19 protein-coding genes are annotated in these 23325 nt (G+C 29.4%); 12 read left to right on the top strand and 7 right to left on the bottom strand.

The features are described from left to right. The first annotated feature begins 37 nt into the window (after positions 1-37). The 4 genes from thiS to BUB36_RS11055 all read left to right on the top strand — a co-directional run bounded on the left by thiS (position 38) and on the right by BUB36_RS11055 (position 2843). Positions 38-235, top strand: a complete 198-nt coding sequence (gene thiS / locus BUB36_RS11070; RefSeq protein WP_073149954.1) for a sulfur carrier protein ThiS — start codon at positions 38-40, stop codon at positions 233-235. A 101-nt stretch (positions 236-336) separates the two neighbouring features. Then, a complete protein-coding gene (locus BUB36_RS11065) occupies positions 337-519 on the top strand; it encodes a hypothetical protein (RefSeq protein WP_073149951.1) in 183 nt (60 codons plus the stop codon). Positions 520-777: 258 nt separating this feature from the next. Then, positions 778-1800 carry a MotA/TolQ/ExbB proton channel family protein gene (locus tag BUB36_RS11060; RefSeq protein ID WP_073149948.1) on the top strand — a complete coding sequence of 341 codons (1023 nt, stop codon included), beginning with the start codon at positions 778-780 and terminating at the stop codon, positions 1798-1800. 95 nt (positions 1801-1895) lie between these two features. Next, positions 1896-2843 (top strand): OmpA family protein, encoded by a 948-nt coding sequence (locus BUB36_RS11055; protein ID WP_073149946.1) that lies wholly within the window; start codon positions 1896-1898, stop codon positions 2841-2843. A 69-nt stretch (positions 2844-2912) separates the two neighbouring features. Here the strand turns inward: BUB36_RS11055 and BUB36_RS11050 are convergent, their stop codons facing one another. After that, positions 2913-3134 carry a hypothetical protein gene (locus BUB36_RS11050; RefSeq protein ID WP_073149944.1) on the bottom strand — a complete coding sequence of 74 codons (222 nt, stop codon included), beginning with the start codon at positions 3132-3134 and terminating at the stop codon, positions 2913-2915. A gap of 797 nt (positions 3135-3931) precedes the next feature. Here BUB36_RS11050 and BUB36_RS11045 point away from each other — a divergent pair. From BUB36_RS11045 to BUB36_RS11025, 5 genes are all read left to right on the top strand, one after another. Continuing rightward, positions 3932-4831, top strand: coding sequence for a GGDEF domain-containing response regulator (locus tag BUB36_RS11045; protein ID WP_073149942.1), 900 nt, complete (start codon positions 3932-3934; stop codon positions 4829-4831). Positions 4832-5032: 201 nt separating this feature from the next. Continuing rightward, the gene (locus tag BUB36_RS11040; protein ID WP_073149940.1) at positions 5033-5710 is read left to right on the top strand and encodes a response regulator transcription factor; all 678 of its coding nucleotides are present in this window, start codon (positions 5033-5035) and stop codon (positions 5708-5710) included. Positions 5711-5718: 8 nt separating this feature from the next. Continuing rightward, on the top strand, positions 5719-7494 hold the full coding sequence (gene pnpS / locus BUB36_RS11035; RefSeq protein WP_073149938.1) for a two-component system histidine kinase PnpS: 1776 nt from the start codon (positions 5719-5721) through the stop codon (positions 7492-7494). A 268-nt stretch (positions 7495-7762) separates the two neighbouring features. After that, the gene (locus BUB36_RS20385) at positions 7763-9469 is read left to right on the top strand and encodes a diguanylate cyclase (protein ID WP_073149936.1); all 1707 of its coding nucleotides are present in this window, start codon (positions 7763-7765) and stop codon (positions 9467-9469) included. A gap of 124 nt (positions 9470-9593) precedes the next feature. Next, positions 9594-10298, top strand: a complete 705-nt coding sequence (locus BUB36_RS11025) for a TIGR01906 family membrane protein (protein ID WP_073149934.1) — start codon at positions 9594-9596, stop codon at positions 10296-10298. A 197-nt stretch (positions 10299-10495) separates the two neighbouring features. Here the strand turns inward: BUB36_RS11025 and glyA are convergent, their stop codons facing one another. Next, positions 10496-11725, bottom strand: a complete 1230-nt coding sequence (glyA, locus tag BUB36_RS11020) for a serine hydroxymethyltransferase (protein WP_073149932.1) — start codon at positions 11723-11725, stop codon at positions 10496-10498. A gap of 554 nt (positions 11726-12279) precedes the next feature. Between glyA and addB the strand changes: the two genes are divergently transcribed. Both addB and addA read left to right on the top strand, forming a co-directional pair. Beyond that, a complete protein-coding gene (addB, locus tag BUB36_RS11015; protein WP_073149930.1) occupies positions 12280-15708 on the top strand; it encodes a helicase-exonuclease AddAB subunit AddB in 3429 nt (1142 codons plus the stop codon). Beyond that, on the top strand, positions 15689-19297 hold the full coding sequence (gene addA / locus BUB36_RS11010) for a helicase-exonuclease AddAB subunit AddA (protein ID WP_073149928.1): 3609 nt from the start codon (positions 15689-15691) through the stop codon (positions 19295-19297). Before addB ends, addA begins: the two co-directional genes overlap by 20 nt. Here the strand turns inward: addA and BUB36_RS11005 are convergent. The 3 genes from BUB36_RS11005 to BUB36_RS20380 all read right to left on the bottom strand — a co-directional run bounded on the left by BUB36_RS11005 (position 19246) and on the right by BUB36_RS20380 (position 20906). Then, positions 19246-19725: a hypothetical protein gene (locus BUB36_RS11005; protein ID WP_073149926.1), complete on the bottom strand. Its 480-nt coding sequence runs from the start codon at positions 19723-19725 to the stop codon at positions 19246-19248. The two genes, addA and BUB36_RS11005, sit on opposite strands and share 52 nt — an antisense overlap. A gap of 240 nt (positions 19726-19965) precedes the next feature. Then, positions 19966-20760, bottom strand: coding sequence for a hypothetical protein (locus BUB36_RS11000; protein WP_073149924.1), 795 nt, complete (start codon positions 20758-20760; stop codon positions 19966-19968). A 23-nt stretch (positions 20761-20783) separates the two neighbouring features. Beyond that, a complete protein-coding gene (locus BUB36_RS20380) occupies positions 20784-20906 on the bottom strand; it encodes a hypothetical protein (protein WP_278247827.1) in 123 nt (40 codons plus the stop codon). Positions 20907-21200: 294 nt separating this feature from the next. Between BUB36_RS20380 and BUB36_RS10995 the strand changes: the two genes are divergently transcribed. Further along, the gene (locus tag BUB36_RS10995; protein ID WP_073149922.1) at positions 21201-22400 is read left to right on the top strand and encodes a metallophosphoesterase family protein; all 1200 of its coding nucleotides are present in this window, start codon (positions 21201-21203) and stop codon (positions 22398-22400) included. 77 nt (positions 22401-22477) lie between these two features. Here BUB36_RS10995 and BUB36_RS20525 read toward each other — a convergent pair whose 3' ends face one another. Further along, a complete protein-coding gene (locus BUB36_RS20525; RefSeq protein WP_330390491.1) occupies positions 22478-22825 on the bottom strand; it encodes a cupin domain-containing protein in 348 nt (115 codons plus the stop codon). A 6-nt stretch (positions 22826-22831) separates the two neighbouring features. Continuing rightward, a complete protein-coding gene (locus BUB36_RS20520) occupies positions 22832-23050 on the bottom strand; it encodes a helix-turn-helix domain-containing protein (protein WP_330390490.1) in 219 nt (72 codons plus the stop codon). Positions 23051-23325 lie beyond the last annotated feature (275 nt).

Here is a 23325-nt window from a genome sequence, read left to right as displayed (position 1 = left end):
CTCCTAGCATATACCCATAATATTTTGGAGGTTTATAATGATAAAAGTCAATGATAGGGATTTTGAGTGGGAAGAAGGATTAACTGTAGAAAAGCTTTTAGAAAAGAAGAGATATGTTTTCCCCAAAATTATTGTAAAGGTCAATGGAGAGTTGATAAAAAAAGAAGATTGGGCAAAGACCATAATTAACGATGGAGATGACGTAAAGGCAATCCATGTTTTTGGAGGCGGTTAATTATGAAAATAAGGAATATCTCAAATTGGCTTTATGAGTATATCAAAGATCATGGAAAAGATATGATAATTAAAGAAGGACATGTTATTAGAGGTTGATGAATGGTTATTAGATATCCATCAGGGGTGATGGGGAAGCCAGAAGAAATCTCGGATTATATATGTGTCAAATATAGAGAAATAAAAATATTTTTTAAACAAGATATTCTTAACAAAATAAGTAATAATAAACTAGAATTATTACTTGAGGGATATGGCAAATATATTATAGAATTTGAAGAATAGTGAAGAAGCCTTAAGCATCTAATTTAGTGCTTAGGGTTTTTTTATTGAAACCCTTTTGTAAGACAATGTTAATACAATTTTAATATTTGCATAAATAAACGAAGAACACAAGGAAAATCAAAGGATGTGACAAATTATATGTTAATTGTACAAATTGCTACATTCTTCATAAAATGATACAATTGATATGCAAATAGAGAGAGCAGTTAATAAATTTTATTAAAAATAAAGGATAGAAAACAAAAGGGGGAATTAAATTTGTTAGATTTAGGTAATATATTTAGCAAGCTAAATCCGTTAGCTATTATAATAATAGCTGTAATACTTGGAATTTTTATTTCAGCATTTGTAGTTTCTTTAGTTCTTAGAAAAAGATATTTCACAATGCTGCGGGATTTACAAGATGACAAAAACAAAGAAGCTTCAATATTTGAACATAAAGTGTTTAACAATATTATTGATGATTATAAGTTAGCTGTTAAAGCTAATGTTAAAGAGATAAATACTCAAGCTATTATAGAAAAGAATTTCAATAAAGATTTAAGCTCTATGTATTTAGGGGAGAAATTTGTTAAAAGAGCAGTTTCATTGATGATTGTATTAGGACTTTTAGGAACATTCTATGGTTTAACATTATCTATAGGAGAATTAGTAAAAACTTTGGCTGCAAGTGGAGGTATAGACGTATTAGACAGCATGGATTCAGTTATTGAAGGACTTATAAGCTCCGTTAAAGGTATGTCTGTTGCCTTTGTTACTTCACTATTTGGTATTGCATCTTCGATTTTTTTGACTATAATTAATATCTTCTTTGGAGTAGAAGAAGTTAGAGAAGCAGTAATGATTGAAATGGAAGAATACCTTGATAATGTATTATCGCAACATATTACTAAAGAATCTGAAACCCCAGAAACTTTAATTAAAAATGAATTAATAGCAGGTCTTGAAGATTTTAATAATAAGCTGCAGCAGAACATGAGGGAGATAACGGAGGTATTGAGTTTTAGATTTGAATCAGCAACCAGTGGAATTGAGCAATTTTCAGAGTCCTTAATTAAAAGTGTAGATAGGTTTGATAAATCCCTTAATGTATTTGCAGAAAACACTAGAGATTTTTCAGAATTCAATCATCATTTAAAAACAAACATCCAAAGGATGAATGTTAGTTTCAATGATTTTACAGAAGAATTGAAGGAAAATACTAAAGAAATTGCTATAGGACTTCAAATAGATAATTTATCAAAATCAGTAGAAAAATTAGCTGAAAAGATAGATAAATAGCCTCTTTTCATTTCAAAGTATATTAGATGTAATATATTAAGACAATTAAATTATTACAGAGAGCATGAGAAGAAAAAAATGAAAGGAGGAAGATTATGAAATTACGTAGAAGAAATTACAAGAAAAATGAAGAAATAGAAAATTTTTGGCCATCATTTACTGATATGATTTCAACTATAGCGTTAATATTATTTTTCTTAATGCTGTTAGCATATATTCAAAATATTATTACTGGAAAAAATCTTGAATTTGCTAAGAAACAGATTATAGATACCCAAAAAAAATTAGAGGAGTCAAATGCAGAGATAAGTAGAGCTGAAAAGAAATTAAGGCTATTAAAGGATAAAATTGATGAAGCAAAGGCTGAAGTTAAACGGGGAGAAATAGCCCTTAAGCTATCAGAAGAGCAAATTGAAAAGCAGAGAGAAATTATTGCTGAAAGCAATAGAGAATTAGGAGAGCTTAGAACAAAGCTTCAAGGCATTGCTGTATTAAGACTTGAAGTATTACAAAAGGTTAAGGGTTCTGTTGAGAAGGAATTAGGGAAGACTAATGAACGTGGTGAAGAATTGGTATTGATCAGTGATAATGGCAATATCATAATTAATGAAAATTTAGTCTTTGATTTTGGTTCATATCAATTAAAACCAGAGGGCAAAAAATTACTAAATCAGCTAGCACAAGCTTTTGAAAGAGTTTTAGATGATAAAAGCATTAGAGCTAATATAGATGCTATCAATATTCAAGGACATACTGATCATATAGGTTCTTCACAGAACAATAGGGATTTATCAGCTAAAAGAGCAACGGCAGTAGTAAATTATCTAATGAGTTCAAACAAGGATTTAGAGAATAAATACGGAAAGTATTTTGCTGCCAGTGCCTATTCAGAATTTAGACCAATAACAAATGGAGAATCTGAAGGTGATAGGGCAAAAAATAGAAGAATAGAAATATCTATTACACTCAAGGATTCAAATGTTCAGAAGGTGATTAATGACTATTTAGATGAATCTCTAGATATTTTTAATCAGGAAAATTAATGATGTATTATTATTTGTAACATCATAAAATAGATTAGGCTAGGTATATACCTAGCCATTTTTAATTTATTAATACATTGTATTTTTATTAATGTCTTCTTTAGCCTGCATTTTTTCTGAAGGCTTTAATTGAGATTGAGCTCCTACATTAGTAGTTCCAGCAGTAACTCCAGCCCCAGCTGTTGTATTGGTCATTGCGTTTCCAGCTGCACCAGCATAAGTTCCCATTCTTTTTTTAGCTTGTTCTATTTCATATTGTCTCATTTGACTAGTTGTAGAAAAGTTATTCATTATTTAACCTCCACATAATATTTTGTAAGTTAATATAACAAATATTCAAGCTATATTCTTTAATAAGTATAAGAAAATCTTATACCATGCTTTGTTAACTTACAAATATATTATTTGAAAATAAAGATTAAATATAACAAGTAAAAAATCCCATAGGAAATAAAGTTTTTAAAACTGTATTACATATATTATGAGATTTTGCCAAGCTAGAATTGCGTAATTTCCCAAGTTTAATAAGCATAAAATAATTCTAAAGATATAAAATATTTATCGGAATATAATATTGTGCTATAATCCAATTATATAGATTTCCCATAGTAAAACTTAATTTATACATATCAAAATATCCAGAGTTTTTTGGGATTTTTGATGTGTATAAATTAACTGTTTTACTGGAATATCTATATAGATTTCCCATAGTAAAACTTAATTTATACATATCAAAATATCCAGAGTTTTTTGGGATTTTTGATGTGTATAAATTAACTGTTTTACTGGAATATCTATAATATCATAAAATTATTACGATTTTTTTATAAAATATAGGAAATCATAAAAATATGTAGAATATAGATAAATGAGGAAATTGCATAATTACCTTAATCAAAACCGTAAAACTATATATTTTTAAAAAGATAATATATAAATCGGGAAAATGACTTTAAATGAAACGAATTAAATTTTTGCGATAAACATTAAGGTAATAGAAGCGCACAAAATTTAAACTGAAAAATCTTTTGTGCGTTCTATATACTTAAAATTTTTATATAAAAAAGAAATTTTTATGAGGTGTATTTATGGAATCAGGAACTATTAGGGTTCTTTTAGTAGAAGATAGTAATTTTGATGTTTTTATAATTAAGGATATGCTTGGCCAAGATAAGAATAATTTTAAAAGATCTTCATTTGAAATTGTAAGAGCAAAAACATTTCAAGAGGCTAAGCACAAGCTTTTAAAAGAATATTTTGATATAATATTGCTAGACTTAACCTTGCCAGATAGCTTTGGCTTAGATACCCTAAAGAAAATATATAGTGAGGTTCCTGAAATACCTATTATAATATTAACCAGTCTAAATGATCAGTTAGTGGCAATTAAAGCAGTTAAAGAAGGTGCACAAGACTATTTGGTTAAGGGTCAATTTGATGCAAATTTACTGCTTCGATCAATACATTACTCTATAGAGAGGCATAAAATGTTAGTTGCACTTAGAAGTATGGCACTCATCGATCAACTTACTTCCCTTTATAACAGACGTGGTTTTTTAAATCTTGCAAATCATCATATATCTCTTGCTAAAAGGAAAAAAAGAAATCTTCTATTTCTATTTTGTGATTTAGACAATTTCAAGTTTATAAATGACAACTATGGACATCTTGTTGGAGATAGTGTTCTAAAGGACATATCATTAATACTGAAGGATGCCTTTAGAGAATCGGATATAATAGCAAGATTCGGTGGCGATGAATTTGTCGTTTTAGCTTTAGATGTAAAAGAGGAAGATAGGAAAATTATCATTGATAGATTAGAAAGTAAAATTAAGGATTATAATAATACGAAACAAAGGCCATATACGCTGTCAATGAGTATAGGAGCAGTATTCTATGGACCAGATGATATAACAAAGCTTGAGGATATCTTAGATAAAGCCGATAAATTGATGTATGAACAAAAAAAGAAAAATAAAGGATGTTAAATTTAACATAGAATTAACATTAAACGAACTTAAAATTAACATAAAAAAAATATAATTAAAATGGGAACATCTATTGTAGATTGCATTATATTCTGATTTAAATAAAAAAATACAGGCGCCTGTAGAATTTTCATAAATTATTCAAGGCGTTTTTCTATAAATTATAGAAATTATATTTTGAAAATATAAAGGAGAGTATATATGGAAAAAAGAAGAGTCTTGGTTGTTGATGATGAGCAACATATTTTAGAATTAATTCAATTCAACCTTGAAAGTAATGGATTTGATGTCTATACTTGCGATAATGGAGAGGATGCAGTGAGAATTGCTAATAATGAAGAATTTGATCTTATTATATTAGATATCATGCTTCCGGGAATAGATGGGATTGAGGTTTGTAAAAGAATAAGGGATATAAATGGTAAAAATATACCAATAATAATGCTTACGGCTAAGGGTGAAGAAAATGATAAAATAAAAGGTCTTGATATTGGTGCGGATGATTATATGACTAAACCCTTTAGTATAAGAGAATTATTAGCTAGAATAAGAGCTGTACTAAGAAGAACTGACAAAAAAAACAATGACAATATTATCAAAGTTAAAAACTTGATAATAGATATCGAGAAACATGAAGTTAAAAAAGATAATGCTCTTTTAGAATTAACTCTAAAAGAATTCGAGTTATTAAAAATGCTTGCAAAGAATAAAGGCAAGGTTTTATCTAGAGATGTTATTTTAGACAAAATATGGGGATATGAATATTTTGGAGATACTAGAACTGTAGATGTACATATTAGACACTTGAGAAAGAAGATTGATGATAACGATGGAATTTTTATTGAAACCGTTAGAGGCGTAGGTTACAAGATTAGATAGGTGATTGGATGAAAAAGAAAATATTTGCTACTTATGCTGTTTTATTATTAATGGCAACCATACTTACAGGTTTACTTTCTCTAAGCTTTATTAGAATAAGCTATCTGGATAACATTGAGAATATGCTAATAACTAATGGGAACCTTATAAATAGCCTAGTAGAGGATAAGTTAGATGATAAGATTTTTTCTCAAATTGATTTTACAAGTCTTGCCTATAAATTTTCAGATAAGATAAATGCTAGAATAACATTTATTGACATATATGGAGATGTAATTGGGGATTCTATGATAGAAAAAAAGGATTTATCTAAAATCCAAAATCATTTGTACAGACCAGAAATTCACAAAGCATTAAATGGAGAAATAGGCAAAAGTGAGAGATTCAGTACTACTACCAAGATAGATTATTTATATGTTGCTGTCCCTATGAAAAAAGACGGAATAGTATATGGTGTTACAAGGCTGGCATATCCCCTTAATGCAATAAATAAAATTAATTTTGGACTAATAAGAAATATAATAATTTCTGTAATTATTGGATTGCTTATTGCAATACCCCTAGGCTATAGATACTTAAATCATATTACTGAACCTATAAAGGAAATTACAAATATAGCTAGAAAAATAGCTAATGGCAATTTTAACAGCAGAGTAAATGTAAAAAGTAGAGATGAAATAAAGATATTGGCAGATACTTTTAATTTCATGTCTCACACAATTAATACAAATATATCTGAGCTTCAAGACAAAAACACTAAATTAAAATCAATCATAGGGAGTATGAAGGAAGGTTTGATTGCAGTTGATAATCATAAGAATATTATATTAATAAACTCACCAGCAAAAAAATTATTTAATATTAATCTAGAAGATGTATTAGGTAAAGGTGTGTTAAACCTTATAAAAAATGAAAAGCTAAAGTATAATTTAGAAGATATGTTAAATAAAAATACATCAAGTAAAATGGAAATCACATTAAAAGAACCATCAACAAGGATATTGAAAATATATACCGAACTTATTAAGCTAAATAATGATCCCAATAGAATTATTGGAACACTAATATTAATATTAGATGTGACAGAAGTAAGAAAGCTTGAGGAGATGAGGACAGATTTTGTTGCCAATGTTTCTCATGAACTCAAGACACCATTAACATCAATAATGGGCTTTATTGAAACATTAAAAAATGGTGCTATAAATAATGAGAAGGTAAGGGATAGATTTTTAAATATAATTGAGATAGAGACAGAAAGATTAACAAGACTTATAGACGATTTGTTGACACTTTCTGATATTGAAAGCAATGGAATAGGTGTTGCAAAAAAAGTAAATATAAAAATAAAGGATGTTATATCCGAAGTCAGTCATATGGCAGAGGAGCTTGCAAGACAAAAAAATATTAAGTATTCCCATGAAGTTGAGGAAAATTTGCCTTATGTTTATGGAAGTAGAGATTGGTTTAAGCAATTAGTATTAAATCTTATAGAAAATGCAATAAAGTATACACCAGAAGGTGGAGAAGTTAAAATATTGGCACATAAGAGAGAAAATAATATCATTATAAATGTTAAAGATACGGGAATAGGAATTCCTAAAAAAGATATTCCTAGATTATTTGAAAGATTCTATAGAGTCGATAAGGCTAGATCTAGGAAAGTGGGGGGAACAGGGCTAGGACTAGCAATAGTAAAGCATATAGTTATTTCATTTGGAGGAGAAATAAGAGTTAAAAGTGAGGAAGGAAGGGGTTCAGAATTTATAGTGAGGATTCCCCTGTAACACCTCACTTTTTTTATGCTAAAAAATATATTGAAAGTAAAACTACTAAACAAGAAGTCGGAAAATTATTTAATTCCTTTATCTATAAAAAATTTGTAAAAATAGGTTGAAATATGTATTATTATAGTATAGATAATATAACCTATTGTAATAGTTTCTATGGTGATAATATAAAAAATAAAAAATTCCATTAACCAGAACAATGAGTTGATTTAGCTATATATTAGATAATATGTCTTCCAAAATGTTTTTTATAGGAGTGAGGATTATGCTAAAACATAGTTTGAGAAGAAGATTATTGATATTTACACTTCTGATGTCAATAACCCCACTAGTTTTTATGGGATATTTTGGATATTCTAATACAGAAAAAACTATTATCGAGAAGGAAGAAGAAAAAATTAATTTTTTTTTAAATAATATAAGAGGGAAAATAGTAAAATTTTTTTCTAACACCAAGGGGGATCTTTTATTTTTAAAGGGAGTAACTGAGGATAGTCTGTTTTATTCTAATGACAATATAAGTGATATAGATAAAAAAGAACTTGAAAATATTTATTATCACTTCTCAAAGAATAATAAGCAATATGCTCAAATTAGATTTATAGATAAAGATGGTTATGAAATAATAAGGATTAACAATAATGGAGATAATGCATATATAGTATCCAATGATAAACTTCAATACAAGGGATGTAGCTACTACTATCAAGAAGCATTGACCCTAAAAAATGGAGAAATATATATTTCTCAGCTAGATCTTAATCGAGAAAATGGAAAAATAGAAATACAATTAAAGCCTATGGTTAGATATATCACACCAGTTTACATAGATAGTGATTTGAAGGGATATATAGTTTTAAATCTAAATATTCAGTATTTATTTAAAGATATAGAAATATTAAAGAATCAAAATGGGTATGAAAATACAATTATTTTAGATAGTGAAGGATATTATTTGCTACATCCAAATAAAGAAAAAGAATGGGGTAGTGAAGTTGATTTAAATACTAGAGAGAATTTTAAAGCAGATTATAAAGAAATTTCAAAAGAGATACTTATGTCCAAGGAAATGAAAATAAAGAGTGTGGGACAAAACATATTAGCATGGAATCCTGTAAAAATTATAGGTTTAGATAGCAGAAAAATGATTATATTTTTAAAAATTGCAAAAAATAACTATTTACAACCATTAATCGACTTTAGAAATCTTTTTATTATTGAGTTGATTTTTATAACTTTAGTAATGATTGCCATAGCCATTATAATCTCTTTTTATATTACTAAACCAATACTGAAGATTGTAAATGCAGTTGAGAATATTGGTAAGGGAGAATTTGATGTAGAGTTAGATATAAATACTGGTGATGAGCTTGAGCTTTTAGGATATGAAATTAAAAAAATGTCCTTTCAATTAAAAAATATGTACAGGAATATGGAAGCTCTAGTCGATGAAAGGACAAAAGAGCTAAAATTAGCCCATCGAGAAATGGAAATAATGGCTACTAGGGATTCGCTAACAGGATTGTATAATAGGCATTATTTTAATCAATACATTCAAAGTATTGCTGATGATATTAAAAATAATTATAAAAATATGATGGTTTTAATAATTGATATAGATAAGTTTAAATATATTAACGATAATTATGGGCATAATATTGGTGATATAATATTAAAGGCTGTAGCTAACCTATTAAAGAATTCAGCAAGAGAAAAGGATATAACTGTAAGGTATGGGGGAGATGAATTTTTAGTAATTTTAAATAATAGTACAAAGGTAGGTGCTGAAAAATATATACAAAGAGTAGAGGAGAGTCTTGATGAATGGAATATAAATAGTGATATTTTAAAACACCAGCTTACCCTTAGCATAGGATACGATGAATATAGCAGTGGCAAGCATATTATAGAAGTGATTAACAATGCCGATAAAATGATGTATGAAAACAAGGTATATAAATCGCAAAAATGATTTTACATGAAACGAATTAAATTTTTACGATAAATATTAGGGTAACATAAGCACACAAAATTTAAACTGAAAAGTTTTTTGTGCGTTCTATATAGCTAAAAGAAAAAAAGAACAGGAGTAGTATATGAGAAAATGTAAAATAATTGTCAATCTATCAAAAATAATTCTTGTGATATTTTTACCTTTAGCCATACTATTGACTATTTTGCAATATTATGCCTTCAATAAAGATTTTTACATTAAGGAATTTAAAAAATATAATACTGTAGACGTTACAAAAATAGGGGAAGAAGATCTCAGCAATATTACTGATATATTGATAGCATATATAAAGGGTGAAGAAAATGATTTGGATATAAAAGCTGTAATCAATGGAGAAGTAACAGAGGTTTTTGGACAACGTGAGAAAGATCATATGATAGATGTGAGGGACTTATTTAATAAAGCATATATTATAAGAAGTATTAGCTTTTGGTTTGCTTTAATAGCTATAATAATAATTATTATAGTATCTAAAAAAAGTAGAGTAGATATATATCAAGGTCTTTTATGGGCTGGTATTGTTCCTATCATATTAATGTTAATACTATATACATTAGTAAAGATAGATTTTTACAAATATTTCACATATTTTCACAAGCTTCTTTTCACCAATGATCTATGGCTGTTAGATCCTAAAACCGATGTATTGATTCAGATGCTACCTTTAGAGTTTTTTATTGATATATCCACAAGGATTATAGGATGCTTTATCTTCATATCAATGACTATGATTATCATAACATTAACAAATTTAAAGAAAAATAAAAGTACAAAGATTTCTCTTTGATGTGGGATAACTGCTTATAAAAAGGGTTCTAAAACTTGAAACTGGCAAATTAAAACATGAAACAAATGAAGGAATATTATGACGGGTTTTAGTTGTAAATTTCAAGTTTTTGAGATTATTCTTTTAGGGCTAGAAAATCTTAACTCCTGTAAAAGATTTATATTGTCAACGATAAAAAAGCGCCACAGGGCGCTTTTTTAATACAATGGATATTTATCGCAAAGTGCTTTAACTCTTTCTTTAGCCTGTGTTAAATCACCATCTCTATTATCTATAGTCCAGCTAATTATGTCGGCTATTTCTATCATTTCTTCTTTACCAAAACCTCTGGTAGTAGTAGCAGGAGTACCTATTCTTATGCCACTTGTAACAAAAGGACTTTCAGTTTCATTTGGTACTGTATTTTTATTTGCTGTTATACCTATCTCATCTAAAAGGTGTTCCGCAGCTTTTCCAGTTATATTCTTATTTCTAAGATCTATTAGAAGTAAATGATTATCTGTTCCTCCAGAAACCAAGTTAAAATCCCTATCTTGAAGAGATTTAGCTAATATCTTTGCATTTTCAAGAACTTTCTTTTGGTATTCTTTAAATCCTTCAGACATGGCTTCTTTAAAGCATACTGCCTTTGCAGCTATAACATGCATAAGTGGACCACCTTGAATTCCAGGGAAAATACTTTTATCTATTGCTTTAGCATATTTTTCTTTACAAAGGATTGCTCCGCCCCTAGGACCTCTAAGGGTTTTGTGGGTAGTAGTTGTTACAAAATCTGCATAAGGTACTGGATTCGGATGAAGGTCGGCAGCGATTAATCCAGCTATATGAGCCATATCTACCATTAAATATGCATCTATCTCATCACAAATTTCTCTAAATTTAGCAAAATCAATTGTTCTAGGATACGCACTTGCACCAGCAACTATCATCTTTGGCTTTTCTTTTAATGCTATTTCTCTTACTTCATCATAATCGATATATCCTTCAGCATTTACACCATATGATATAACCTCATAGAATTTACCAGAGAAATTTACTGGACTACCATGGGTTAAATGTCCACCGTGGGATAAATTCATACCTAAGATTTTATCACCGGGCTTTAAAACAGAGAAATAAACTGCCATGTTTGCCTGCGAGCCAGAATGGGGCTGTACATTTGCATGATCTGCACCAAATATCTTCTTCATTCTGTCTCGGGCTAGATTCTCGGCTATATCTACATATTCACAGCCGCCATAATATCTTTTACTAGGATAGCCTTCAGCATATTTATTTGTAAGTTGAGATCCCATAGCTTCCATAACAGCCTTGCTAGTAAAATTTTCAGAAGCTATCATTTCAATTTTATTTGACTGGCGTTGCATTTCTAGTCTTATACTTTCATAAATCTCTGGATCTTGTCTTTTGATTGAATCTAGGCTCATTTCAACACTCCTTTTTAGAATTATTTTAATCTAATATGTATACATAGACTATGATATCATCAATAATTTTATCAAAGACAGTCAAGAATATAAAGAAGATATGATACATATTTTGATAAAAATTGAAAAATATTTCAAGCCTATGTAATTCTCTCAATTTATTATACCACAATCAATTATATTTACCTTAATACTTGGATTAATTTTAATATTTTGACAACATTTTTTCCGACCCAGTTTGTTTCATTAGCTTTGATAGGGTAAGAATATTTTATTCATGATATAGTTCTAAATAATAGCTATACAAATTGGATTTATAGAAAAAAATTCATTAAAAACCATAAAGGATTTATTAGAATCAACATAGAAATTGTATATAGATATTACAGTAAAACAATTAATTTATATAATTAGAAGCTAAAAAAGGCGTTAAAGGTTATAAGTTGAAAGTTAAAGTTTTTTAGGGTAAGGTTTTGGATGAAAAAACACCTAAAGGCGTAATTTGAAAATCTTCAACTTTTAACTGTTGAAAATGTTTTTATCGAGGTGATACTATGAAAATAAGATATATATTAGGTAGAGCAGGCACTGGGAAGTCTCAGTTGATTTTCAATGATATAAAGTATAGATTAGAACAAGGTGGAGAAAACAAGCTATTATTGCTGGTTCCAGAACAATTCACATTACAAACAGAATTTGACCTTATAACTAAAAATGAGCTTTCAGGTATAATGAGGGCTGAAGTCATCAGTTTTGAAAGACTGGCGTATAAGGTATTTGATGAAACAGGGGGACTAAAAAGGATAGATATAAATGAACTTGGGAAAATAATGGTACTTAAAAGGGTTTTTGATAAACATTCAAAGGAATTGCAGGTTTATAGTAAGGCTAGTAAGAAGGAAGGTTTTTTAGAAAAATTTTGTTCGTTAATAACCGAGTTTAAAAGAAATGACATATATCCTGAAGCTATAAATGAAGTTTTAGAATCTTATGAAGAAGAAAGTATGCTAACAAGAAAGCTTAGAGATATTAATTTTATATATGGAATATTTAATCAATATATGGATGGTAGATATTCAGATGAAGAAGACAAGCTAAGTATGCTTATAGATAAAATAGATGAGTCAAAATTCCTAGATAAAGCAGAAGTTTGGATAGATGGTTTTAGTGGTTTTACATCCCAAGAATATAGGATTTTGGAAAAGCTCATTCTAAAGGCAGAGAAGATAAATATAGCTTTAACCTTAGATATTGATGCTGGAGTTAAAGATAAAGCATTGTTTGCTCCTACTAAAGAAACCTTTGATAGATTAAGAGAAATATCTATTAGACATAATGCTATAGAGACGAAAATTGTTCTTAAGAAGGAAATAAACAAATCTGCAGAGCTTAAGCACCTTGAGAAACAAATTTATGCATTTCCCTATAATAGATATAAAAATACCGTAAGGAATATTGAAGTTTTTTATGGCACAAATCAGTATACTGAGATAGAGCATACAGCTTGTAAAATAATTGAGTTAGTAAGAGAACAAGGCTACAGATGGAAAGATATAGCCTTGGTTAACGGTGATATGGATACCTATGGGCTTATCATAAAAAGAATTTTTGATGAGTATGAAATTCCCTTCTTCATTGATGAAAAGAGAAGTATAATGAATAATCCTATTATTAAGCTTATATTATCGTCTATAGATATACTTAGTAGAAACTATAGATATGATGACGTTTTTAGATTTATAAAAACAGGTTTTTGTGACCTCAATAAGGATGAAGCAGAAAAACTTGAAAACTTTGTGCTTAAATATGGTATCGAAGGTAATAGATGGTTTGAAGATTTTGACTATAAAGATGTAGAAAAAGAAGATATGGATAAGATTAATGAAATCCGTAAAAAATTCATAACTCCCTTTACCCACATTAAGAGTAAATTAAAAGGCAGTAATTTAGTATCTGTATTTAGTGAGTACTTATTTGAATTTTTAATTATCCTAGGGATTGAGGAAAAGCTTGATTCATGGATAGAAGCCCTAAGAGAAAGGGGTAAGCTGGAATATGTAAATGAGTATACACAGATTTGGAATATAATTATGGAGGTACTCAATCAGCTTGTTGAAATTTTAGGTGATACAAAGGTAAATCTAAAGGAATATAAAAGAATTTTAGAGGCTGGTTTTTCACAGTATAAGGTAGGTATTATACCACCTACAATAGATCAGGTCTTGGTTGGAAATCTTGATAGATCAAGAAGCCATAATATAAAGGCTCTTTTTGTGGTAGGTGTAAATGATGGAATTTTGCCTTCTAACCAGGATGATGATGGACTGCTTCTCGATGAAGAAAAGTTGATGATTAAAGAAAAGGGAATAGCTTTGCTTTCAGATAGTGAAACTAAACTTAAGGAAGAAGAGTTTTCCATTTATACTTCCCTTACAAAGCCATCGAAATACCTATGGATGAGCTATGCATTGGCAGATAGTGAAGGTAAAGCCTTAAGACCCTCAATATTGATTGATAAAATTAAAAAAATTTACCCAACATTGGAGTTCAAAAGTGACGTAATTAAAGGTAATACTGTTTTAAATGAAGAGAGGGAGTTAAATTTAGTTTCTATTCCTGTACCTACATTTAAATATTTAATAGAAAATATAAGACTTAAGATAGATGAGAATCCTGTATCGGACCTTTGGGATGAGGTCTACAATTGGTATTATGAAAATAAAGACTGGGATAAGAGACGTGCTATGATGATAGAAGGGCTTTTTCACAATAATCAAGAGGATTATATAGGTGAAAATAGGGCAAAAAATTTATATAATGTTCCTTTGAAATCCAGTATTTCAAGACTCGAAAAATTTGCAAACTGTCCCTTTGCCCATTTTATTAACTATGGCTTAAAGCCTGAGGAAAGAAGGGAGTATAAGATAAACATTCCAGATATAGGAAGGCTTTTCCATGATTCCATGGAAAACTTTGCAAAGAAGCTGTCCTTTGAAAATCTCAATTGGAAAGAAATAGATAAAAATAAATGTGATGAAATAGTTGAGGCAATTATTGATGATATAGCTCCAAATTTTAGCTATAACATATTGGAAAGCAGTTTTAGATACAAATATCTTGTTAATAAATTAAAAAGAGTGAGCAAAAGAGCAGCATGGACCCTGACTAAACATGTAAAGAAAGGGGATTTTACTCCCTTCCTATATGAACTTGAATTTGGAGAAGAAGCCTTTAGCATGATTCCCCCTATTATAATTGAACTTCCTGGTGGGGAGGAGATTAAGCTTGAAGGTAGAATAGACAGGGTTGATATATTAAAGGATGAAGAAGGAAGCTATATAAAAGTAATAGACTACAAGTCTGGAAATAAAAAATTCAGTTTGTCCGATGTTTATTATGGATTGCAGATACAGCTTGTGGTCTACCTCGATGCAATACTGGAAAATAAAGATAAGCTTAGAATTGATGATGCCCATCCTGGTGGGGTATTTTACTTTAAGTTGGATGATCCTATGATTGAATCCAATGACGATGACCCAGCCTCCATAGAGAAGGAAATAATGAAGAAACTAAAATTAGATGGTATTATAACTAAGGATATAAAGATAGTAAAGGCAATGGATAAGGACATTGAAAAGGAAAAGAACTCTTTAGTTATTCCAGCAAATTTAAAGAAGGATGGAAGCTTTAGTAAAAATTCATCGGTTGTAGAGGAAAAAGAGTTCTATAGTATTATAAGACATGTAAGAAATCTTATAGTTGAGATAGCAGGGGAAATATTAAAGGGTAATATTAATATACAGCCCTGCAAAATTGATAACAATATTTCATGTAGCTACTGCCAATATGGCTCAATATGTCAGTTTGATAGGAATTTTGAAAATAATGATTATAGGGTCATAAGAAAATTAAAGGATGAAGAAGTCTTAAAAAGGCTTCATGCAGAGAATAGGGGTGATAAGAATGCCAAATTGGACAAGTGATCAGGAAAAAGCCATAAAAATTAGAGGAAAAAACCTTTTAGTATCAGCTGCAGCAGGTTCTGGTAAGACAGCTGTTTTAGTAGAAAGAATAATTAGATTAATTACAGAAGATATGATTGATATAAATAAGATGTTGATAGTAACCTTTACTAATTCTGCTGCAGGTGAAATGAGGGAGAGAATACTCGATGCTCTTATTGATGAGATAGAAAAGGGATCTGAGCATGAGGAACATTTGAGGAGACAAATCACTCTTTTAGGAAGATCCTATATTACAACCCTACACTCTTTTTGTATTGATGTTGTAAGAAAAAATTTTCATTTAGTAAATATAGACCCATCCTTTAGGATAGGTGATATTACTGAAACAAGTATCTTAATTCAAGAGACTTTAGATGAGCTTTTAGAGGAAGAATACAGGGAAGGAAATGAGTATTTTATCGAATTAGTTGAGGGTTTTGGTGGAAATAGAGAGGATATAAAGCTCCAAGAATTGATACTCAAGATTTATGGATTTATTCAAAGTAAGCCATATCCTCAGCAGTGGCTTAGGGAAAACATAGAAAAGTTTAACATGAATAAGGAAGAGTTTGAAAAAAGTGATTGGATAGAAACCATAAAAGCCAGTATCGAAGTTGAATTAAAAGGAGCTAGGGATCTTATAGAAGGAGCTATAGAAATTTCTAGAGAAATTGGAGGACCTAGGGAATATGAAGAAGCCTTGCTTATAGATAAGGATAACCTTGATTGTCTCCTAAAGAGTTTAAGGATAAGTCTTGAAGGCTTTTATATTAACGCAAATGATATAAAGCATCCAAAACTTAAGACGATTAGAGGTGAACGAAAGCAGGAAGTAGATGAAAATCTTCAAGAAGAAGTTAAAGAGCTAAGAAATAAGTATAAGGAGAGTATTAAGTCTATAAAGGAAAAGTTTTTAATAAAAAGCTTTGATGAATATCTAGAGCAGATAAATAAAATATATCCCACCATGAAATATTTAGGTGAAATTATATTCAAATTTGGAGAAAGATATAGGGAGAAAAAATTTGATAAAGGCATATTAGATTTTAATGATTTAGAGCATTATGCCTTAGATATTTTGCAAAATGATGAGGTCAATAGGGAGTATATGAAGAAATTTGAACATATATTTATTGATGAATATCAGGACAGTAATATTGTTCAAGAAACTATTATAAACCATATAAAACGTGAAAACAATCTATTTATGGTAGGGGATGTAAAACAGAGTATATATAGATTCAGATTAGCTGATCCTTCACTTTTTATTGAAAAATATGAAAGATTTGGGAGAGATGGAGAAAGTTTAAATCAAAGAATAGATTTATCTCAAAACTTTAGAACTAGAATAGAAATCCTAGATGGGATTAATTATTTATTTAAAAATATAATGTCAAAAAAACTAGGGGATATAGATTATTCAAAGGATGTTTACTTGTATAAGGGCTTGGACTTTGAAGAAATCCAGAATCCAAATATTGAACTAAATATAATAGAAAATAGGATTGAATCTACAGACGAAAGCTTAGAAAAGCTTGAAGAAATGTCTAGTATAGAATGTGAAGCAAGACTTGTTGCGGCTAGGATAAAGGAATTGATTGGACAAAGGACCTATAATGCAAAAAAGAAGACATATAAGCCCATAGAATACAAGGATATAGTCGTTTTATTGAGATCTCCCAAAACATGGGCGCCAGCGTTTTCGGAAATTTTCATTAAAGAGGGAATACCTGTATATACCGATGATAATTCTGGATATTTTGATACTATAGAAATAAATATGTTTCTGGATTTACTTAGATTAATAGATAACAAAAGGCAGGACATACCACTGATTAGTGTTATGAGATCTCCCATAGGTGGATTTGATATAGAGGAATTAATTAAAATAAGAATCAGACACATGGAAGGAAACTATTACAAAGCTATGGAAGAATATGTAGCCAACTGCCATGATGACCTTAAGGCAAAGCTTGAAACCTTCCTAAGTGATTTGGAGAGATGGTCAGTTGAAGCAAGATATTTGAAGCTAGATGAGTTCATATGGAAGCTTCTTATAGAAACTGGATATTATCACTATGTGGGAGCTATGCCAGGAGGAATACAAAGACAGGCAAATTTGAGGATATTGGTGGACAGGGCAAGCCAATTTGAAAAAAGTGCTATTAATGGTTTGTTCCTCTTCTTAAGATTTATTGATAAGCTTACTAAGAGTAAGAGCGATATGGGAAGTGCCAAGATACTAGGGGAAAATGAAAATGTAGTTAGAATTATGAGTATTCATAAAAGTAAAGGTCTAGAGTTCCCCGTCGTTATATGTAGTGGAATTGGTAAAAAATTTAATTTAATAGATATACAGCAGGATATATTACTCCATAAGGATTTAGGATTGGGACCGAAATTTGTGGACATAAAAAATAGGATATATAATCAGACCCTTCCACAATTGGCCATAAAAAGAAGGATGAAGATTGAAAATCTATCGGAGGAAATGAGGGTGCTTTATGTTGCATTAACCAGGGCTATAGATAAGTTAATACTTACGGGTTCGGTAAATGAACTGGAAAAAGAAGGTAAGAAATGGCTAAGGGGTACTGCCCTTTTTAATCTGCTTAAAGGACAATCCTATCTTGACTGGATATGCTCAGCCTTAGTAAAACATAGAGATGGTGAACCCCTGAGAAAGCTTGGAAAAGCAGTTTTTAATGAATCTTTGATTGAAAAAGATGAGACATCAGGATGGACAATTAACCTTGTGAGTAAAAAAGATATATATTTTAAAGAAGTAGAAAAGGTTGAGACGAATAGATATCATAAAGAACGACTTGAAAAATTTCAGCTTGCATTTGAGCCAAAATATAAAAAGATTATAGAAGATAGATTTCAGTGGGAATATCCTAATAAATGTGATATTGGAATCCCGTCTAAGCTAGCGGTTAGCGATATAAAGAAGGCCTGTGCTGAGAATATAAATGATATAGTCTATAAAATACCTTCCTTAGTTAAAAAGCCTAGATTTATGGAAGGAAAGAAGATATTTACAAAGGCGGAGACAGGTACAATTATACATTTTGTTATGCAACATTTAGATTTGGAAAATATAAATAATACAAGTCAGATACAAGAACAGGTGGATAACATGGTCATGAGGGAATTGCTTACCGATGAAGAGGCAGCAGTAGTTAATCCAGAAAAGATATTAAAATTTTTCCAAAGTGATATAGGTAGAAGAATATTAAAGTCTGATAAAGTATATAGAGAAGCTCCATTTATTTTAAAAAAGAAGGCGACAGAGGTAATTAATGATTTAGAGAATTGTGAGGAAGAACTTCTTATACAGGGGATTATTGACTGTTACTTTGAAGAAGAAGGTGAACTTATACTAGTTGATTATAAAACTGGAAATGTATTTGACGATAATATAGAAAGAATGATTAGGAGATATAGAACACAAATGGAACTGTATAAGGAGGCACTTGAAAAAATCTTAGGTAAAAGGGTTAAGGAAAGCTATATCTATTTATTTGATATAGATAAAGAGGTGAAGATAGGGTTGGATTTAAAATAGCTGCCTTTACCATATTTTTTTTCGATATTTTCTGTTTGTCCTTTAATAATAGTATTAAAGTTTTTGTTTACAATAATAATTGCTATATAAGATGTTTCTCCTGTTTGTGAATTTGTATTAAGCGATGATAATTTAAAATAATTGTTTTGTTGATTAGTATTAGTTAATAAATTATATCTATTAGAATGTGGACTTTTAATTAGATAGGTTGTATTATCTATTATCAAAGTTCCTTGAAAATAGTCTCTAAGTAGTATATTTTTATTAACAACACCTTGTAATATGACCTCACTCTTAGTTATGGGTATATTTTCTTTATTATAGATAGTGCATATATATGTATTATTTATTTTATAGTTCTTAGGATAGAATGATAAAATAGATAATATAGTTATTAAAAAAAGAAATATTATATTTTTTTTCTTCAAGACAATCTCCTCACAATTAAGTATTAAAAAATTTAGCTCTTATTTTAAATAGAAAACAGGTTTAAAAGTTTATAAAAAAATGAAAAAGAGGGAGCCACATAATTAATTTATTCTAATACCATACCCAATTTTAGAAGTTAAAGAGATTTTACATGTGAATTATGTGGTTCCTGCAGGTAATTCAGAGTATTCTAGTAATATATAATATTTAAATAATTATTATATTGTGATATATTGTGATTAATATATGCCCGTAGCTCTACTCCAATTTGAACTATTATTTTTATTTATTGCATCTGAATCATTAAAGGATTCATAGCTGTTAGGTCCATAAAGGATATTATGTTTTTTATTATAAAGAGCTGTATCAGCTAGATGATTAGTGTCATCATAATTTTTAGATTTTTTTATGTATATTGGTGGATAATTATCGCTATTCAAGAATGCTTTATAATCAGAATCAGTTTTACCAGTATCTTTATCTGTATATGCGGAGAAGAAAGTAACGTATGTATCTTGCTTATTAGCCCAATACCATTCAAACCATCCACCTTTTGATTTCTGATATACCTGTGCACTTTTATTGCCTATTACATTAATATTAGCAGTATCAACTGAAACCGTATCCGATTTTCCTAGAATACTGTCAATAGCAGTACCAAATAGATTTATTACAAAATTCCAAACAGTTTTTTTAGTTGCTATATTTGCTATAACCATTATACCAGCTGATTTAGCTAGATTAACAGTTAGTGTTCCGGAACTATCAACATTAACCTCATGCCCATTATTGAGAAAAGACTCTACAACTCTTACATCACCTTCTTCAACGGGTATTGATTTCAAGTTAAATGTTGATTCGTTCTTCTTTTCATTAATTAAGTGTTTCAAAGCTTCTTGATCTTTATACATTTTAACAAAATTACCTTCTTTATCAAAGTATGTGATAGATTTTATTTCAACTCTATCTAAAATATCATCTGATACATTTTGAAATTGTAAACTTTTTACTTGGCTAGAGTTGCCTTTATTCATTAATTTCTGGTAATAAGTAAATTTTATTTTTTTTCAATGTCTTTTTCAGAGATACTCATAGCATCTTGGGCATTGGCAAAAACACTTATAAATGTACAATTAATGATCAAAACCATTACTAAAAGCATGAAGAAAAATCTTTTCATTTTAATCATCCTTTCTAAAAAAATACTAAACAATATCTAGGAGTTGCAACTCTATAACATAATATCATAAAAAAAGAATAAATTCAATTATTTAACAAAAAAATTAAAAAATACTATAATTGACAAGTAGAAAAATTATATTATTTAAAATATATTATTTAAAAGCAGGGAGAATTGACTTAAATTAAACTAAGATTAAAAATGTGATATAATTGTTGTGCAATAATGTATATATAATATAGAAAGCTATACTTACTTATTTGATATAGATAGGGAGAGGGAGGTAGGGATAGTATGAGAATTTTACATACTTCCGACTGGCATTTAGGCAAATATTTAGAAAATCAAAGCAGAATTGAAGAACAGGAGAAAATCATAGAAGATATTATTAGAGTAGCTGATGAAAAGGAAGTTGATCTAGTAATTATTGCTGGAGATATCTATGATAATAGCAATCCCTCGGCTAGAGCTGAAAAACTTTTATATAAATCGCTTAAAAGCTTAGGAAAAGCTGGAGAAAGGGTGGTTGTTGTCATAGCTGGCAATCATGATAATCCAGAAAGACTTATGGCGTCTACTCCCCTTGCATATGAACACGGAATAATACTTCTTGGAAGTCCTAACAGCAGGGCTTCCAAAGGAAGGGTAGGAAAGCATGAAATACTAGATGCTGGCGAAGGATATATGGAATTAAAGGTCAATGATGAAAAAATAATAATTTTAACCCTTCCATATCCCAGTGAGCAAAGGTTGAATGAAGCTTTAGGAGATATATCAGATGAAAAGGAACTTCAAAAAAATTATTCGGAAAAGGTTGGACAGATTCTAAGTAATATTTCAAAAAAATTTAGACCTGACACTATTAATATAGCTGTAAGCCACATATTTGTATTAGGAGGAGAAACATCGGATTCTGAAAGGCCCCTTCAAGTAGGTGGCGGTCTTACTGTAGATGGAAATAAATTATCAATAGGAGCACAATATATAGCCCTCGGGCATCTACATAAGCCCCAAAGAATAAATAACAAAGAAGTAAAGGCATACTATTCTGGTTCGCCTCTACAATACAGCAAAAGTGAAATAGGCTATAGTAAATGTGTTTATATAATAGATGTGAAAGCAGGAGAAGAAGCAAAACTAGAAGAGGTTTTACTTAAAAATAGAAAGCCAATTGAAATTTGGAGATGTGATGGTATAGATGAAGCGATAGATATGTGTGAAAAAAACAAGGATAGAGATGTGTGGGCATATCTAGAGATAAAAACTGATGAAGCTTTAGGTCAATCAAAGATAAAGGATATCAAAAAAATAAAACCAGATATATTATCTATAACTCCAATCTTTGAAGAAGTGGAAAAGGACGATGAAGAACTTGAAGCTCTTAAGGAAAAAAATATCATAGAATTATTTAGAGAATTTTATATGAAGGAAAAAAAGATAGAACCAACGGAAGAATTTATGGCTTTATTTACTGAAATAGCAGGAGAAGAATAATCTATAAAATAGAGTATATCGGCGAGCCACTGTAAAAAGACAGTTCGCCGATTTTTTTTTCTTAATTCTTAATCTCTTTATATCCCTTTGTCCTCTTTAAAGGGATTAGGAGTACGAACATGGAGTATTTTTACGATTTTATTAGTAAAATTAGCCCAGTTATGAATGGTATTAGAATTATACTGTGCACTGTCTCCAGGATATAAATCATATTTTTGATGGTTTAAAAATAAGGTTAATATTCCTTCTAACACATATATAAATTCTTCACCAGTGTGCTGAAATTCTTGAATAGTTTCTTCACCAGAAGAAGGTAGCAGTGTAACAATTTCTGAAAGAATTTGTCTGGTCTTTATATTATTTGAAAGATGGGAGTGGATAAACTTATTCTCAATTCTTGATACTTCTTGATTATAGCTACGCATAATTACTTATTCTTTTTTATTGTCCTTTGATAATATAAAATATGAAAGATCTACATCTAAGGCATTTGCTACATTTTCTAAGGAGTCTATAGCGATTGTTGTCAGCCCTCTTTCTAACTGAGATAAAAAGCCAGTAGATAAACCTGTCCTATCGCTTAAATCCTTTAATGTTAGTTTTTTAGAAATTCGCAGTTTCTTAATTGCCTTACCTATGTCTATAACCATTTTTATTCCAACTTTCTATATAGTAGTTGATAGATAGTGAACACTATATATGTTCATTATAACCAATCTTTTTTATAATATAAAGTCTTTAAAACCACATTGATAATAGGAAATGCAAAACTTTTTCATCTCTTTTTTACTAAAATATTCATTAAATTCTATGTGTATCGGTGATTATGTATTTGAACTTTATACATGCCATAGAATTCAATATAATTTTACTACAATGAACTAATATTTACAAGTTTAGATTTAAACATATTACTCTTTAAAAC

Source organism: Paramaledivibacter caminithermalis DSM 15212 (genome assembly GCF_900142245.1).
Taxonomy (GTDB): Bacteria; Bacillota; Clostridia; order Peptostreptococcales; family Caminicellaceae; genus Paramaledivibacter; species Paramaledivibacter caminithermalis.
Note: the sequence above shows the minus strand (reverse complement) of the source record. Positions and strands in the feature narration are given on the sequence as shown.

Excerpts from the sequence above, each read along its gene's own strand:
- thiS (WP_073149954.1), top strand. The coding sequence starts at position 38 with ATGATAAAAGTCAATGATAGGGATTTTGAGTGGGAAGAAGGATTAACT.
- BUB36_RS11065 (WP_073149951.1), top strand. The coding sequence starts at position 337 with ATGGTTATTAGATATCCATCAGGGGTGATGGGGAAGCCAGAAGAAATC.
- BUB36_RS11055 (WP_073149946.1), top strand. The coding sequence starts at position 1,896 with ATGAAATTACGTAGAAGAAATTACAAGAAAAATGAAGAAATAGAAAAT.
- BUB36_RS11050 (WP_073149944.1), bottom strand. The coding sequence starts at position 3,134 with ATGAATAACTTTTCTACAACTAGTCAAATGAGACAATATGAAATAGAA.
- BUB36_RS11045 (WP_073149942.1), top strand. The coding sequence starts at position 3,932 with ATGGAATCAGGAACTATTAGGGTTCTTTTAGTAGAAGATAGTAATTTT.
- BUB36_RS11040 (WP_073149940.1), top strand. The coding sequence starts at position 5,033 with ATGGAAAAAAGAAGAGTCTTGGTTGTTGATGATGAGCAACATATTTTA.
- pnpS (WP_073149938.1), top strand. The coding sequence starts at position 5,719 with ATGAAAAAGAAAATATTTGCTACTTATGCTGTTTTATTATTAATGGCA.
- BUB36_RS20385 (WP_073149936.1), top strand. The coding sequence starts at position 7,763 with ATGCTAAAACATAGTTTGAGAAGAAGATTATTGATATTTACACTTCTG.
- BUB36_RS11025 (WP_073149934.1), top strand. The coding sequence starts at position 9,594 with ATGAGAAAATGTAAAATAATTGTCAATCTATCAAAAATAATTCTTGTG.
- glyA (WP_073149932.1), bottom strand. The coding sequence starts at position 11,725 with ATGAGCCTAGATTCAATCAAAAGACAAGATCCAGAGATTTATGAAAGT.
- addB (WP_073149930.1), top strand. The coding sequence starts at position 12,280 with ATGAAAATAAGATATATATTAGGTAGAGCAGGCACTGGGAAGTCTCAG.
- addA (WP_073149928.1), top strand. The coding sequence starts at position 15,689 with ATGCCAAATTGGACAAGTGATCAGGAAAAAGCCATAAAAATTAGAGGA.
- BUB36_RS11000 (WP_073149924.1), bottom strand. The coding sequence starts at position 20,760 with ATGAATAAAGGCAACTCTAGCCAAGTAAAAAGTTTACAATTTCAAAAT.
- BUB36_RS20380 (WP_278247827.1), bottom strand. The coding sequence starts at position 20,906 with ATGAAAAGATTTTTCTTCATGCTTTTAGTAATGGTTTTGATCATTAAT.
- BUB36_RS10995 (WP_073149922.1), top strand. The coding sequence starts at position 21,201 with ATGAGAATTTTACATACTTCCGACTGGCATTTAGGCAAATATTTAGAA.
- BUB36_RS20525 (WP_330390491.1), bottom strand. The coding sequence starts at position 22,825 with ATGCGTAGCTATAATCAAGAAGTATCAAGAATTGAGAATAAGTTTATC.
- BUB36_RS20520 (WP_330390490.1), bottom strand. The coding sequence starts at position 23,050 with ATGGTTATAGACATAGGTAAGGCAATTAAGAAACTGCGAATTTCTAAA.